Source organism: Planctopirus hydrillae, assembly GCF_001707835.1.
GTDB classification, from domain to species: Bacteria; Planctomycetota; Planctomycetia; order Planctomycetales; family Planctomycetaceae; genus Planctopirus; species Planctopirus hydrillae.
Genome location: NZ_LYDR01000103.1, coordinates 25,021 through 39,304, shown reverse-complemented (window position 1 = coordinate 39,304; position 14,284 = coordinate 25,021). Strand labels below are relative to the sequence as shown.

Below are 14,284 nucleotides of genomic sequence, written 5' to 3'. Positions count from 1 at the left end.
TGAGGGGTGAGTGAAGAAGAAAAACTGCAGGCGCTGACTTTGGGAAACATAGGTCACGATTGCGGGGGGATCGTGCAGCGCAGACTTACGGCCACGAAGTTTCTGCTGGATATGGCGGATTTGACGAAGATGCGGGTTGGTTGGCCCGGAAAGCGAGATCGAATCTTGCTGATATGTGATGAGTCGTCAGTTGTTCTGGAGTTCCCGCGACGATCAAATGAACGCAAGCGGTTTATTTTTTGCCAATCGAAAGTTGAAATTGCCCATGAACGTCAAAGCATCGTCTGCACCGGCTGCCAACTGGATGGGTCACTGGCTGATCGTCCCAATCAGTGAAAACCCACTGCTCAATAGCCATCTGGAAGCGTTGGATCAGGAATCGGGCGGGCTGCTGACGAGATTGCGCGAATCGGGTGATCTCCCCACCAAAGCGGGCAGCCTGCTGCATGTTAAAGGGGTCACGGGATTGGGAGCCTCCCGGTTGCTGCTGGTGGGGTTGGGTGCGCCTGATGTTTTGTCGACACAAAGTCTCGATCGTGCGCTGACGGCAGCATTCCGCAGCCTGACCGACAAACCGAATCTCGATGTGGGTGTCGTGGTGCCACCTGCCGCCATGCTGGGAAGCAAGACTCCACTTGAGTTTGTTTCGGCAGCAGTGACGGCGGCGAATGTGGGTTCGGTGGGGCAGGATCTGTATCGAACCGAGCGTGCGCGCCATCCTCTGGCCTCGCTGCATATCATTTCGACTGAAAACATTGCCAGTGCCATAGAACGCGGAGCAATTCTGGGCGAAGCGATCAACCTGACTCGAGAACTGGTCAATCGACCTGCTCAGGAAGTGAATCCGGTCACAGTGGCTGATCGATGCTCGGCATTGGCCGTCGAGTATGGTCTGACGTGTGAAATTTTTGATGTGCCCCGGCTGGAAGCCGAACGCATGCATTCGATGCTGGCGGTGGCAAAAGGAAGTGCGGTTCCTGCACGGATGGTCAAACTCGATTATCGCGGTGCGAAAGGGAATTCGAGCCATGTGGCGCTGGTTGGTAAAGGTGTGACTTTTGATTCCGGCGGACTTTCGCTGAAACCTACGGACGGCATGCTGACCATGAAGTGCGATATGGCCGGTGCAGCGACTGTGCTGGGTGCGATTGTGGCCATTGCCCGGCTCAAGCTTCCCGTGAACGTGACTGCTTATCTGGGGCTGGTGGAAAACATGGTGAGCGGTACCAGCTACAAGCTGGGAGACATTCTGACCGCTCGCAATGGAGTGACGATTGAGGTGCTGAACACTGATGCCGAAGGGCGGTTAGTGCTGGCGGATGTTCTGTGCTATGCCGTCGATCAGGGGGCCGAAAAGATTGTCGATCTGGCGACACTCACCGGAGCCTGTGTGGTGGCATTGGGTGAGGAAGTGGCTGGGGTGTTCAGCAATCATGACGAATGGAGTGGGCAGGTCATCAGTGCAGCGAAAGCTGTGGGCGAAGACATGTGGCCTCTGCCGATCTGGGATCTGTATGACGATCTGATCAAAGGGGATGTGGGGGATATCAAGAATACGGGTGGTCGCTGGGGTGGAGCGATTACTGCGGCCAAGTTTCTGCAGCGGTTTGTGGGCGGGAAGCCCTGGGTGCACCTGGATATTGCCGGGCCGGCCTTTCAGTCGAGTGCGAAAGCGTGGCGAGAGGCGGGTGCGACAGGTTATGGCGTAAGAACATTGGTTCAGTTGGCTGAATCCAGTGTGATTGATCGATAGCCTTATTCATTAGGCGTAACAATTTTTTAATGTTTGTGAAGTTTTTGCCTCACGGGTGCTGCTTGTGAGGTAGGAATTAAGTGGAGTAAACCACATTCCTGCCCCAGAGGTGCCTGAAATGGATCGTCGGCGAGAAACAGAACGGCGTGCCCGATATCGAACTGCAACTTGCGGTTCGCTATTGTCCGCAGGGCGGCGATTGGGTGATCGTCGACGATCATTCCGAAAACTGATTCATGCCGCTTTGCGGATTTTGAAGCTCAGTGGTGCAGTCCCATTGCCGGTCCCCGGCAAGATTGTCGATTGCTCGTATGAAGGTGTGCGGCTGGAACTTCCCTTTGTGGATGAGCAGCTTCCGGTGCGAGTGAGCGAACAACTGCTGATCGAACTGCGCGATGAAGATCTTCCGCCAGTGAGTGTCTTTGTCGAAGTGATCTGGGTGCAGCCACTGGGTGGAAAACTTCTGGCGGGCTGCCAGTTTCAATCAGTGCTGGTGCTCAAGCAACTGGCAGTGCTGCAGAGACTTTGCGAACAGAAGCCTCCGTCACAAGTGAGCAGAATTCACGGTCTGGCGGATCTGTTCCACCATAGTGTCTAGCTGCCGATTCCCACGGGTCTCGTGCCTTGTTGATCTTCCTGCAGAACTTAGCGGCTTCGCGAGAGGATGATTTTGACGTTCTATCGTCTCGCACGAAGGTCGCGAAGGGAGAAAAGCTGCTGCACTTCGCTGGGGCTACATCGCACCCTGCGGTCGAAAGAATGAAACGACCCTCACCCGGCCCTCTTTCTCGAAAATACGGGCGAGGGTTCCAGAGGGGCCTATGAATTGCGCGGCTTCTTGTCGTCGTACAGAGTACGATCACCTCTGTGTCGCGAGTCAGGCACGAGTTGGCCAGGCCACCCTCGAATGGCGACAACACCAGGATGATTGTAAAAGATATCGCAGAGCTGCAAGTATGGCACCTAGAGCCAGAATCACTCTCTCTGGACATGCGATAGCAGCTTGCAACCGAAGGATCGTCGGCTCATGGGCATTAAGCCACTTCTGACTGGATTGCCGACACGATCTTCGCGATCTGTGGGTGTGACACTCGCGATCTTACTGCCTTGGTTTCTGCTGGTCGCGCTGTTGATCTATTGGGGAAGTGACCGGGTTCCCGCCGATCTCCATCAGCCAGTCGCAATCTTTCCGCCACCTGCCCATCGAGAAGTTTCTCCGCCAGCGGTCGATCGGTCACCGGGGGACGCCAACGGCCAGCCAGTTCGTTTTGAAGTCGCTACGTTCAATCTGCATCGAGGCAAAGGGGGTGATCAACCGGCGAAAATCGATGGCTTTCGCCAGTTGCTCAATGGCTGTGACATCATTGCGTTGCAGGAAGATGTGCTGGTTAATGGAAAAACGTTCTCGCGACAGTTGGGGGCATCCATGGGTCTGTGGGCCATGGAATTTCCCACTGAGCTTCAATGGGGCCAGGCGAATGGCGGGAATGGTCTATTACTCAGCCACCCTCCTGGCCAGATCGCAACGATTCCACTCCCTAATGCGAAAGGTAAAGCCTTCCGACAGATCGCACTGATTCCCGTCTCAATGGGTGAAGTTCGCCTGACAGTTCTCGCCACGCATCTCGACAGCACGACGGATCGACCCGCACAATGGCCCATTCTCATCGAGCTGTGGAAGTCACTGGCACCCCCTTGCATCCTGCTGGGAGATTTGAACACCCGTCCTGAAGATCCCTTGATGAAACCACTATTGGCTGTGGAAGGAACAGAAGATCCGCTGGAGATTGTCGCCAGACGAAATGGCAGCACTCAGGCCGCCCATATTGACTGGATTTTGACCCGCGGCCTGAAAACGATCTCAGCCGAAGTCATTCCGACTGAACTTTCCGATCACCCCGTGGTTCGAGCCCGGCTCGAATGGCCTGAAGAGCCGAAGCGATAAGTGGCTTTTGATGAAACCATAACAATGCGTCGGTTGAAGAAGGCATGCTTGCCCAGAGCTGCCGTCTATTCCACACAACTTTGCATGCATATTGATCTGAAGTGTGGCTGAGGACTGGGTGGGTCAAACGTCCTCGTTTGCCCCCAGGTTATGGGGAGATTGATCGTTCATGGCGAACATGTGGAACGTCAGTAAAGCATGTTTTGGATGCATTCGATCTGGTGAATTCGATTGACCAGGGAGCGGATGAAGACATCCGACCCCTGCCACCCCGGTAAAGACCACGCCCTTTCGCAAAGCCTCCAGGGCGTGCCACCCAAGACAAAGTCAGGTGTCGTGGCCGGGCATGCGCATGGCGCGGCTTCTTGTTGTCGTGCAACTGCACGACAACCCGGCCACAAGTTGGCCGGGCCACCCGTCAATGTAGCGAAGTCTTGGTTAAAGAAGGCATGCTTGCCCGGAGCTGCAAGCATGGCACTTAACACAGTGCGTGAGCCATAGGTTGGCCGATTTCTGAGGCGAAGACTCCTTAGAATCGCTACATCCGGCGGGCAGGTTGCATTCGGCAAGAGTGGAATTCCGCAGATTTTGCCGATGTGTGCCGACCACCTTCCCGATACATAGCGATGAAAAAACAATCTGTATCACTCAGGAAGGTTCCATTTTCCTGTGGATGCCGCTTGACCTGCTACCTTCCCCGCTCAAGCCTGAATGACGTTCGTTATCAGCAGGCTTCAGTGAACCATCACCTGATGTTGACCGTTTTGAATGGAATTGATGCCCTGAATTGTGCAGGCCCCGCAACCTGTCCAATAACCTGGGCATCAAGTCCACTGACTGCCATCGTCATCCTTTCCCCCTCAGGATGGCGATGGCGGTCTTTTTTTGCGAGCCGTGCAAAGTTACTCTGATTGTTGCTATGGCAATCGTCGGGCCTGAAACGCATCACCACCTGGGATGTTGTTCAACGGCGGATTGCCAGGCCTTCGATCGGAAGGAGAAGTGCACCAATTGCCAACGCATGATCAATCCCTCAGCGCGATGAATCGCAGTGTCCCACTGGACGGCTCGACAAGAGGGCATGACCGCGGTGCCACTTCGCAAAAAGCACGCCTGGCCTGCTCGAGCCTCGTGTGGCTGGCCATGATCTGTGGTTTTCAATGGTTGGCCCTGCAGCCATCACTGGCACAGCCACCTGCTAATACAGCAGACCTGAGTGATTTTAATAACGGCGTGGGATTGTACCGTCAGAGTCGTTGGGGAGATGCTGTCGAATCCTTTCGTCAATTCATCAAAGCCAACCCTCAAAGTCCGCGAGTTCCAGAATCACAGATCTACATAGGCCTGGCTCTGATTAACCAGCAGAACTATGTCGAGGCCCGGTCCGTCCTGCGAGAGTTTCTCAAAAACTTCCCCGAAAACAGCAATGTTGCTCAGGCACGTTACCGGGTGGCGGAATGCAGTTTTCTGCTCAATGATTTCCCGGCTGCGAAGCAGGAACTGCAAAGCTATCTCGAAAAGTATCCCCAGGATGCGTTAGCACCACGGGCGCTGGCTTATCTGGGAGATGTACAGCTCCAGCTCAAAGACCCGCAAGCTGCGATCACTACCTTCGAGGAAGCCCGTAAGCGTTTCCCGGCTGGTGCCCTTGCGGATGACATCGAGTACGGACTGGCTCAGGCCTATTCAGCGGCTGGCAAAACCACAGAAGGACAAAAGCTTCTCGATGCCATCGTTGCCAGACAGAATCATCCTCATGCGGCTGACGCTTTACTGCTGCTGGGAAATCAAGCTTCGACAGCCAAGGATTATCCATTGGCCATTCGCCAGTTTGAATTGCTGGCCGAGCGATATCCTCAAAGCCCGCTGGCAGAGACAGCACTCACCAACCGCGGCTATGCGCTCTTTCAGTCCGGTCAGTTTGATGCTGCAGCCACACAGTTTGAGAAACTTGCCGCTCAGTTGGCAAAGACGTCATCGGCATGGACGCCTCAGCAGAAGCAACAGGCGGCGAACTATCTGTACTGGCAAGGGTTGAGCCAGAAGAATGGCAATCAACTGGAAGCTGCACTCGTTACCTTTGCAAAGAGCTTTGACCTGGCGAGTGGATCGTCCATTGCGGAAGGCGTGTTATATCAGCAGGCGCTTACTGCCAGACAACTGGGACAAACACAAAAGGCAGAGGCGCTGGCACTCCAGCTTGTGGAGAAGTGGCCGCAAGGTGATTCCGCCGATGATGCGTTGCTGATGGTGATTGATCTCTCGCTGGATCGTCAGGATGCCGCGAGGACTCAGAGCTTGATCGCGCAGTTTCGCAAGTCCTTCCCGGAAAGCTCACTCAAATGGCATGTGCGACTGCTGGAAGGTCGGCGGGATCTTGAGGAAGGGACCCGCACGAGCAATGTGGAAGCTCTCCAGCGGGCTCAAATAGCCTTTGGAGAAACGCTTCAAGGGGCCACTTCGATCGAACTGAAAGATCAGGCCAGATACTTTTCAGGACTGGTTCTGCAACTGCAGGGCAAACTTCCCGAAGCGCGGGAGATGATTGCCGCTCTCGTGGCACAGATCAATGCACAAAGTGTCCGCCCGGAGATTATCGAATCACTGGTGATCGAGATGTCTGCCCTTTTCAGTCTCGGCGACTTTGAAGCCAGTGCTGCGGTCGCGGGTCAATATCTGAGCATGTTTCCTCAGGCAACTCAGCGAAGGCGGGCCTATGCGCTGCAAGGCCTGGCATTTGCCAAAGCTCAACAGTGGGCCAAGGCGGAAGCGGTGATCAAGCAGTTTGAAACGGAGTTTCCTGGTGATCCTGCGGTCGCGGCCGCCTTGATGGATCAGGCCGAAGTGGCAGAAGTTGCCAAGCAATGGCCAGTCGCTCTCGCTGACTTCGAGAAACTGAAGCGACTGGCTGCGGGCACGACCAATGAACCGTTTGCGTGGCGGGGAACCGGCTGGTCGAGATTTCGTCTGGGCGATTACAAGCTGGCTGCGGAAGAGTTTGGCCAGTTATCGACAAAGTTCCCGCAGCATCCCCTTCAGGCCGAGGCGATGTATTACGAAGGGGAATCGTGGCTGCTGGCGAAAGAGACCGAGAAAGCACTCAAGATTTTTCAACAGGCTTTTGATCGCTTCACACCCAAAGAAGCCGCCGGCCCCAAAGAGGAATTGAAAGCCCCGGTACTCTTTGGATATCGCTCAGGTCTGATGATCGCCCGTACTCTCGAACAGACCGGGCGACTTGAACAGGCGGATCAGGCGTACGAAACCTTGCTCAAGAAGTTTCCCAAAGCGGAAGTGTTTGACCAGTTACTCAATGAATGGGCTCTGATCAATTATGAGGCGGGTCGATTTGAGCAGGCCGACAAGATTTTTGCGCGCTTAGTCGCTGAATGTCCGCAAAGCCCACTGGCTGACAACGCGAAGCTGAGCCTGGCGGAGAGCGACTTGATTCAAGGTGAATTTACCCGCGCGAGAAAATCTCTCGAAGAACTGCTGCAAAGTGAACAAGCCGATGTCAGTGTTAAAGAGCGGGCTCTTTATCAACTGGTCGTGCTCGCTATCGAACAGCAGCGGTGGGATGACGTAAAAAAACTGGGTGGTCAGTTTGTGGCCACCTATCCGGAAAGCCCACAGAAACTGCAGGTGGCTGTGGCTCTGGCTGAATCTCAACTGGCCACCGATCTCAGTGTGGAAACTGCCACCGCGTTACTTCCGCAGCTCGATACCCTGCGCGACACCATTCGCACTGCGAGAAAACAGGGTGAAATCGAAGACTGGCATGGCAGGCCGTGGGTACTCTGGGCGGAAGCCCGGTTACGCCATCGCAACTATGAAGGACTGACAGCCGCTGCGGAGGAACTGGATAGCTGGCAACCACCGGGACCTGCCCGCTGGCAGATTCGCGAAGTTCTGGGCCGAGCCTACAAACAGCAGGCCAAGTTTGATGAGGCCCGTGCGGCTTTTCAAATCGTGACCAGGGACCCGCAAAGCCAGCAGACGGAACTCGCAGCCAAAGCCCAGTTTCTGCTGGCAGAGACCTACTTTCTCCAGGAAAACTGGAAGCAGGCATTCCTGGAATATCAGAAGGTCTATTCCAATTACGCCTTCCCCGAATGGCAGGCGGCCGGCTTACTTCAGGCGGCCAAATGCGACGAACAGCGCAGCCAGTGGAAGGAAGCCATTGCAACTTACGAGCGGCTGCTCCGCGAGTTTCCCAATGTCAGTTACGCAGCGGAAGCCAAAGAGCGACTGGAAGCGGCTCGCAAACGCAATTGAGCCGATGTTTTTCAGTCGTCGGTCAGCAGGAGGCAGATAGCTGGGCATCCCCCAGTAACTTTCATTACACCGGATGCAGGGGGGCGGATGTTCTTCATCCGCCTCGTGGCCAACAGTGGTCACTCGCACAATGGCAACTGTCGCGTTCTTCTCGATGATGAGGACGAAGTACCAGCATCAAATAACCTGGGGGCAAACGAAGACGTTTGACCCCAGCCACCCGCCGATGTTTTTCAGCCGTCGGTCAGCCTGCCTGCGGGATGAATCATCGAGTCCTCCCACAGCAGATTTCATAACGAGGCAGATCGGCCTATTCGACCTTGTAGCCCTTGGCCAGTTCTTCGAAGACGTCGATGTTCTGATCTGTCAGGCCCATGTCGCGAACGATCTCTGTCGAGGCAGCCTTGCCACTGACCAGTTCCCGTGCCGCCACAGCAATTCGACCTGTCGATTCGTAACTATAAGTCACTTCGACAGGTGAACCGGCAGGAAGATTTGCCGGCAGACCTGTGATTCGGAAATCACCAATCTGCGTACAGGCTGCGGGATCTTTCGCATCACCTTCGAGAATGTAGACGTGAATCGTCTTCTGGTTATCCGCATTCGTGCGGAAACGCTGTGTCAGGCTGTAGGGGATGTTTGTGTTCTTCGGGATCATGATGTGATTGATCTTCTTGGCGCGGTCTTCCGGACTGGAGACCTTCACTCCCAGCGAATGGGAGTTCACATCCAGAGTTGTCACGTTGTTGAGCCGCTTGCGGATGGCATCGACCACTTGCGAGTTCTGGACACCAGCCCTTGCTTCCAGAATGGCAGCATGAATGGCAGCCCCCTGGGCGACCGCTTCCTCCGGCCTGAGATCTCGAGAAGGTTTACGGCCGCAAGTCTCTGCCAGCATTTTTTCGACGGCAGGCATGTAGGTCGAACCACCCACGAGCACAACATCGTCCAGTTGCCCCATGGCCACACCAGCCTGTTGCAGCACCAGTTCGGTCGTATCCTGTGTGCGCTGGAGCAGATCAGCCGTCATGCGTTCAAAATCGGTGCGTGTCAACGAGACCGACAGCGTCTTCCCGCGGAAGTAGACGGTCACCGGGACTTGTGGCTTGCTACTCAGATCCCGCTTGGCCTGTTCACACTCACGGTTGAAATCGCGAATAGCGTCAGCATCCTCCCGGGGATCTTCGCCAAACTTCCGTAAGAACTGTTCCGCCACATGGTCGACAAGTCGTCTCGTCCAGTCGAGACCACCCAGCATCACGTCACCGTCCGTCGCCAGAACCCGGAACTGTGTCGGCGTATATCGCACCACAGTCACGTCGAACGTACCACCACCCAGGTCGTACACGAGGATGGTCTTCGGCTCCTGGATCAGATCTGTCCGGCCCAATTCCCCCTTCATCCACGCATATGCAAGAGTCGCGGCTGTCGGTTCGTTGATAATATCGACCACGTTCAGACCCGCAATGCGACCAGCATCCTGTGTCGCTTTACGACGAACGTCATTGAAGTAATACGGAACCGTCACGACGGCGTTGGTGATCGGGCCGATCTCTTTTTCCGCGTCCTGTTTCATCTTTTTGAGAATCAGGGCCGAGATGAACTCAGGTGTCAGCTTCTTACCCTGATAGACCACGTAGTAGTCTTTATTGCCCATCTGCCGCTTCACAGCTTCGACAATATGATCGGCAGATTCTAACGAGGCACGCTCAATGGAGGGGCCAACAACCACTGAGCCGTCATCCGCGAGCAGCACCACCGAAGGCGTAATGTTGCGACCATCAGCATTCTGCAGCGAGGTCGGCTGGCCATCGGCACCAATCCGTGCCATCGCAGAATAAGTCGTGCCAAGGTCAACGCCAACGGTGTTTCCTGCGAGGAACTTCATGAGTCTTGCTCTATAAATGTTGCGAGGTAGATACCTGTGACATACAGAAGGTCAATCGAAATGATGCATTTCGATCGAAATGGCGTTGCAAACTCTCCATGACAGGACTGGTCTCGACAGACCATTTGAGAGAATCCTGTGGGAAACCTGCTGGCTGAAATTGACTCTGGTTATTCTGCTCCCGGAGAACCCCCAAACGCAAGTATGGCCTGTCTCGACTTGCCGTGAAATTCCTGCACGCCAGCCCGATTGATCCTTTTAACCGTCATTTTGCCCCTGTCGTTCAGCTCTCGATCGAATCACGGTCCCTTCGACATCTGATGAACTGTACACAGTCACCCCTTATTGGAAACACAGGTTCAGGTGACTTCCTGTTGGCTGCCAATTCGAACTGCCCACGGATTCCAACCCTCCTCTCTCAAAACACCTCTTGGAGATCTGCTCAAGGCATGTCAAGATTCCCCTCGCCAGGGAACCGGCTGCAGGAGAGACATCGACTATGAAATCCAATCCATTGTCACAGCATCTGAGTGAAGCCAGGGCGAGTGCTCACGCGCTCGATCAATTGGCATGCACTACTTGTGAATATCAGAGCGAATCCACCGTAAAGGAATCATTTCCTGTTGCCGGGGGAAAAGTTCTCTTTCTGGATCGTTGGCCCACTCGATTTCGAACACAGCCTTCATTGCTTCTCACACTCCTCTTCGGGATGGCGGTTGCCGGCTGCCAGAAGGCGGAAGATCCCGCTCTCAGTGCTAACTCATCAAACACACCCACTCAGGTAAACATGGCGGCGTCAGGTTCGCAGGCTTCGCAAGATGACTTCCCTGTGCTGACCATTGCACCAGTCGCAGAAGCCAACTCAGGCTCGGCAGTGTTGACGATCCCCGCCGCTGGCCCTGGCCAACTCCTGTTACCTGTGCCAGAAAATCCCACCATGGCGACGGGTATTCGCAATGGGGGGTTGCCAGAAAGTTCGCCTGCCGCCGAAGCGGCTTTTGCGGAATTGCTGCAGGCTGCACGCGGAGGTTCGACTCCCGATCAATGGCAGGTTGCTGAACAGAAACTGACACAACTGGGAACCACAGCGCTTGGAATTTATGTTCGCCACTTGAAAGACGACGATCTGATGGTTCGCGAACTCGCCTCGATGTTCCTGGCTCAACTGGGCCCGGAAGCAGAATCTTCCGCACCGGAGATTGTCAGCTCATTGCAAGATCACTCTCTGTTTGTGCGGGCCAATGTGGCTTCTGTCCTCTCCTCGATTGTTGCCTACGAATCGAAGGTTGCACCTGTGCTCCTGGGACTTCTCGAAAGCGATGAAATCAATATCCGCATGATTGCTGCCACCTCGCTGGGCAATCTCACTTCTCAAAGCGATCTGGTTGCTCAAATCGAGCCGGCACTGCTGAAGCTGGTCGATGATCCTGCGGTCGAAGTCCGGCAAGCAGCCATTCGCAGCCTGGCACAAAGTGGCTCAGGAACTCCTGCGATCCGAAAGACTTTGCAGGCGATTGCCAGACAACCCGCCGATCCTTTGCAGGAAGAAGCCGCTCAGGCCCTGCGCCGGCTGGATGGTGCACCAAAACCTGGAGACGCCACACCCGCCAGCAATAGCGACGAGTAAGGGTCTTTGCTCCTTCTCCCGTTCTGACGGGAGAAGGTTGGGATGAGGGTGAGTTCAAACGTGTTTGTCGTGCAATACACGAACGACCCCATCGCGGGATGCTTGTCATCTCCGCTAACTGATAGTCAATCGGCGTCCCTGCGGCAGCCCTTGTCATTGCTGCACGTCGAACGGAAAGACCCTCACCCGGCACTCCGTGCCACCCTCTCCCACGAAGACGCGGGCGAGGGTTACTCGCCATCGATCTCAACGCTGCGCCGCCAAGCGGCTCAGTTCTCGTTCGTGGTCGGCGTGATCGCAGGAAGTTCGTACAAACCGGCGATCAGCACTCCGCCAATGCTTCTTTGGACCAGTGGGGTTTGCGCCAGCAGTTTTTGTTGCCATGGGGCCGCAAGATCGGCTTTTCTCCAGAAGATGACCACCAGCCTGGGCCGCTCAAAGGCCTTGAACTCTGCACCTGAAACATCCGCCAGCGGGATCAGTTGCCAGTCATTCCTCTGGATGGCAGGAATCTGCGATTTCCAATCCGGGAGTTGAAACTGATGCAGGACCGGGGCCACGGCTACTTGAGCTCCGCGTGGAATTTTTCCCTCGCACTCTTTCCAGAAACTGCGCGTGAGACCATCTCCCCAGTAACTGGCCTCCATACCCAGGGCGGCACCTCCTGCAGTACTTCCTGCCACGCCACTATAGGTCGATAACCAGAAGGGGCTGGACGATAACTGCACGATCGCCAGCAAGCCAAACAACGTGCCCACAATTCCTCTCGGCAGCCACTCGCTCTGACTCATAAAACTCGTCACGAATGGCCACTTTTCCCTCTCTTTCAAGCGTTCCAGGAGCGAGGTCAACCCGAGGCCTGACAGTAACGCCACCAGTGGAAAGATCGTCAGAAACAGCCGCTCGCCATCGTAGACGGCCACACCTGGCAAGCTGAAGACAATCAGAGGCGTTACGAGAAACAATAGCAGCAAACGCCCGCGGAGAGTCGCGGTCTGCCTGTCCTGCACCGATTGTGGCATCTGGCCACGAATCACTTGCCAGGAACCATACAAGCACAGGATGAGCACGGGTAAGGAGATCGTGATCGCGGTGGTTACCCACGGGTAATGCCACGGAGTTAACCGATCCGAAAACTTCTCGTCAAAATACCAGACGGACAACGTTGCCCGTTTCGTTGCCCGGCCCAGGTATTCCAGAGTCCTGTGGGCAGGATCACTCCACAACCAGGGCCAGCAAAAGAAGACGACACCCGCAGCCAGCCCAGCCACCAGAATCAATCGTGCTGCCCGCAGTCGATAGATCGCGATTAGCCAGAGCAGCATCGGTGGTAACAGCAGGACAGCCTGAATTTTGGTCAGTAACGCCAAACCATAAATTGCTCCAGCCGCCGCGACAGGAAGCCAGGCGGGTGTTGGCCGGACGGCTTCACTTTGTTCATCCATCGGGCTGGAAACTGCTGCTGGTGCACGCAGGCACCAGCTCGCAGCCGCCAGTGCAAAGCCTGTACAGGCCAGGTTCGTCACAGTCTCCAGAGACGCCAGATGGGCATGCGCAAAGACTCGCGGCATCGTCATCAATCCCAACCCCGCCACAATGCCCGTCCATCGACCAGCCCATCTCATGCCCCACCAGGTCACGAGCATGACTGTGAGGCCAAAAGCCGTCGCAGAACCAGCTCTTCCCAGGGTGTAGTCGATCTCTGACCGCTTCTGCCCGAGGCTCTCGATCCCCACGACATATCTCAGAAAATCATGATGCAGACCCAGCCACAGTCGACCCAGAGGGGGATGATCGGCCAGATAAATCTCATCCTGAAAAATCTCCCACAGACTCAAGGGATTCAGCAGAGCCAGACCATAAGCTCCTAAAGCTCGACTCAGAAACACACCCTGCTGAACATTGAACGATTCATCTATCGTCAAGCCGGGACCTTCGGGCCAGGTGGGGTGCAGTCCTCCCGCATCGAGTTGGCACAGCACCCAGAGAGTGGCCACGATCCCCAAAATCCAGGCTGGCCAGAGATCTCGGGCCACAAGGAGCATTTTTTCACGCGTGGGGAGAACAGAGACCATGGCCCGGCCTGAGGCAGGCGTCTCTTGTGGAGGTCTCGAAATTGTCTGCGATCGATGCTTGGACATGGCGGCACACTCCTCAGAGATCAGCCCGCAGGTTATCGTATCGGGTTGTGGAATACCTCTGCAGGAGGAAGACGATCAGCCGTTGAGGCCAGGATCCGTCGAGCTTCAGCCCGATGGTGAGTCCATGGGCGAATTCATAGAAGGTTGTGGGCATGACTGGCGATCTGGCGACGTTCGAAGGACATGGAATCAAGTTCGTTTACCCGGTCAACTGGCCTGTCAGTGAAGAGGGAAACGACGAAACGGTCACCATCACCGTCAATTCGAAAGGGTGTTCGTTTTTCTCGGTCGTCGTGATGGATCCCCCTCAGGATCCCGAGGATGTCATCGAGCAGATTGTCGAGACATACCGCGAAATCTATCCTGAAATGGATGAGTATCCGCTCTTTATCCCGTCGGCAGCCCCGGGGATGCATGCAGCGCGGGAGCTGGATTTTGTCTGCCTCGATCTGGTGACGACTGTTTCTCTGCACGCATTCCGCACGGGAGAGCGTACCCTGCTGACTTTGGTGCAGGGGCCCGATAAAGAACTCGAAGAAGTCAGCCCGCTGCTGGAAGCGATTGCCAAAAGTGTCAAGGCAGACGATGGCATGACTCAGGAGCCGACGCTCGAAGATGCATAACGGGACTCATCTTTGTGGTTCAAAACAGTCAA

The 14,284-nt window shown here is 55.4% G+C and carries 9 protein-coding genes; 6 read left to right on the top strand and 3 right to left on the bottom strand.

From position 1 onward, the window contains the following. Nucleotides 1-265 precede the first annotated feature (265 nt). From A6X21_RS12235 to A6X21_RS12215, 4 genes are all read left to right on the top strand, one after another. A complete protein-coding gene (locus tag A6X21_RS12235) occupies nt 266-1,753 on the top strand; it encodes a leucyl aminopeptidase (protein WP_068848307.1) in 1,488 nt (495 codons plus the stop codon). A gap of 118 nt (nt 1,754-1,871) precedes the next feature. Beyond that, a complete protein-coding gene (locus A6X21_RS12225; protein WP_083233573.1) occupies nt 1,872-2,351 on the top strand; it encodes a PilZ domain-containing protein in 480 nt (159 codons plus the stop codon). A gap of 429 nt (nt 2,352-2,780) precedes the next feature. Further along, on the top strand, nt 2,781-3,698 hold the full coding sequence (locus tag A6X21_RS12220) for an endonuclease/exonuclease/phosphatase family protein (RefSeq protein ID WP_068848259.1): 918 nt from the start codon (nt 2,781-2,783) through the stop codon (nt 3,696-3,698). A gap of 1,011 nt (nt 3,699-4,709) precedes the next feature. Beyond that, nucleotides 4,710-7,973, top strand: a complete 3,264-nt coding sequence (locus tag A6X21_RS12215) for a tetratricopeptide repeat protein (protein ID WP_165603781.1) — start codon at nt 4,710-4,712, stop codon at nt 7,971-7,973. 310 nt (nt 7,974-8,283) lie between these two features. Here A6X21_RS12215 and A6X21_RS12210 read toward each other — a convergent pair whose 3' ends face one another. Further along, on the bottom strand, nt 8,284-9,861 hold the full coding sequence (locus tag A6X21_RS12210) for an Hsp70 family protein (protein WP_013111829.1): 1,578 nt from the start codon (nt 9,859-9,861) through the stop codon (nt 8,284-8,286). A gap of 499 nt (nt 9,862-10,360) precedes the next feature. Between A6X21_RS12210 and A6X21_RS12205 the strand changes: the two genes are divergently transcribed. Next, nucleotides 10,361-11,488, top strand: a complete 1,128-nt coding sequence (locus A6X21_RS12205; protein WP_068848255.1) for a HEAT repeat domain-containing protein — start codon at nt 10,361-10,363, stop codon at nt 11,486-11,488. 269 nt (nt 11,489-11,757) lie between these two features. Here A6X21_RS12205 and A6X21_RS12200 read toward each other — a convergent pair whose 3' ends face one another. Together A6X21_RS12200 and A6X21_RS24680 are read right to left on the bottom strand one after the other, a co-directional pair. After that, nucleotides 11,758-13,629, bottom strand: a complete 1,872-nt coding sequence (locus A6X21_RS12200; protein WP_068848253.1) for an ArnT family glycosyltransferase — start codon at nt 13,627-13,629, stop codon at nt 11,758-11,760. A gap of 13 nt (nt 13,630-13,642) precedes the next feature. After that, nucleotides 13,643-13,783, bottom strand: a complete 141-nt coding sequence (locus A6X21_RS24680; RefSeq protein ID WP_165603780.1) for a hypothetical protein — start codon at nt 13,781-13,783, stop codon at nt 13,643-13,645. Between A6X21_RS24680 and A6X21_RS12195 the strand changes: the two genes are divergently transcribed. Continuing rightward, the gene (locus A6X21_RS12195; protein ID WP_068848252.1) at nt 13,782-14,252 is read left to right on the top strand and encodes a hypothetical protein; all 471 of its coding nucleotides are present in this window, start codon (nt 13,782-13,784) and stop codon (nt 14,250-14,252) included. The genes A6X21_RS24680 and A6X21_RS12195 overlap by 2 nt on opposite strands. The last annotated feature ends 32 nt before the right edge of the window (nt 14,253-14,284 follow it).

Bases quoted from the DNA above. Each gene is read 5' to 3' on its own strand.
- A6X21_RS12210 (WP_013111829.1), bottom strand. From the start codon at position 9,861: ATGAAGTTCCTCGCAGGAAACACCGTTGGCGTTGACCTTGGCACGACT.
- A6X21_RS24680 (WP_165603780.1), bottom strand. From the start codon at position 13,783: ATGCCCACAACCTTCTATGAATTCGCCCATGGACTCACCATCGGGCTG.
- A6X21_RS12200 (WP_068848253.1), bottom strand. From the start codon at position 13,629: ATGTCCAAGCATCGATCGCAGACAATTTCGAGACCTCCACAAGAGACG.
- A6X21_RS12205 (WP_068848255.1), top strand. From the start codon at position 10,361: ATGAAATCCAATCCATTGTCACAGCATCTGAGTGAAGCCAGGGCGAGT.
- A6X21_RS12195 (WP_068848252.1), top strand. From the start codon at position 13,782: ATGACTGGCGATCTGGCGACGTTCGAAGGACATGGAATCAAGTTCGTT.
- A6X21_RS12235 (WP_068848307.1), top strand. From the start codon at position 266: ATGAACGTCAAAGCATCGTCTGCACCGGCTGCCAACTGGATGGGTCAC.
- A6X21_RS12225 (WP_083233573.1), top strand. From the start codon at position 1,872: ATGGATCGTCGGCGAGAAACAGAACGGCGTGCCCGATATCGAACTGCA.
- A6X21_RS12220 (WP_068848259.1), top strand. From the start codon at position 2,781: ATGGGCATTAAGCCACTTCTGACTGGATTGCCGACACGATCTTCGCGA.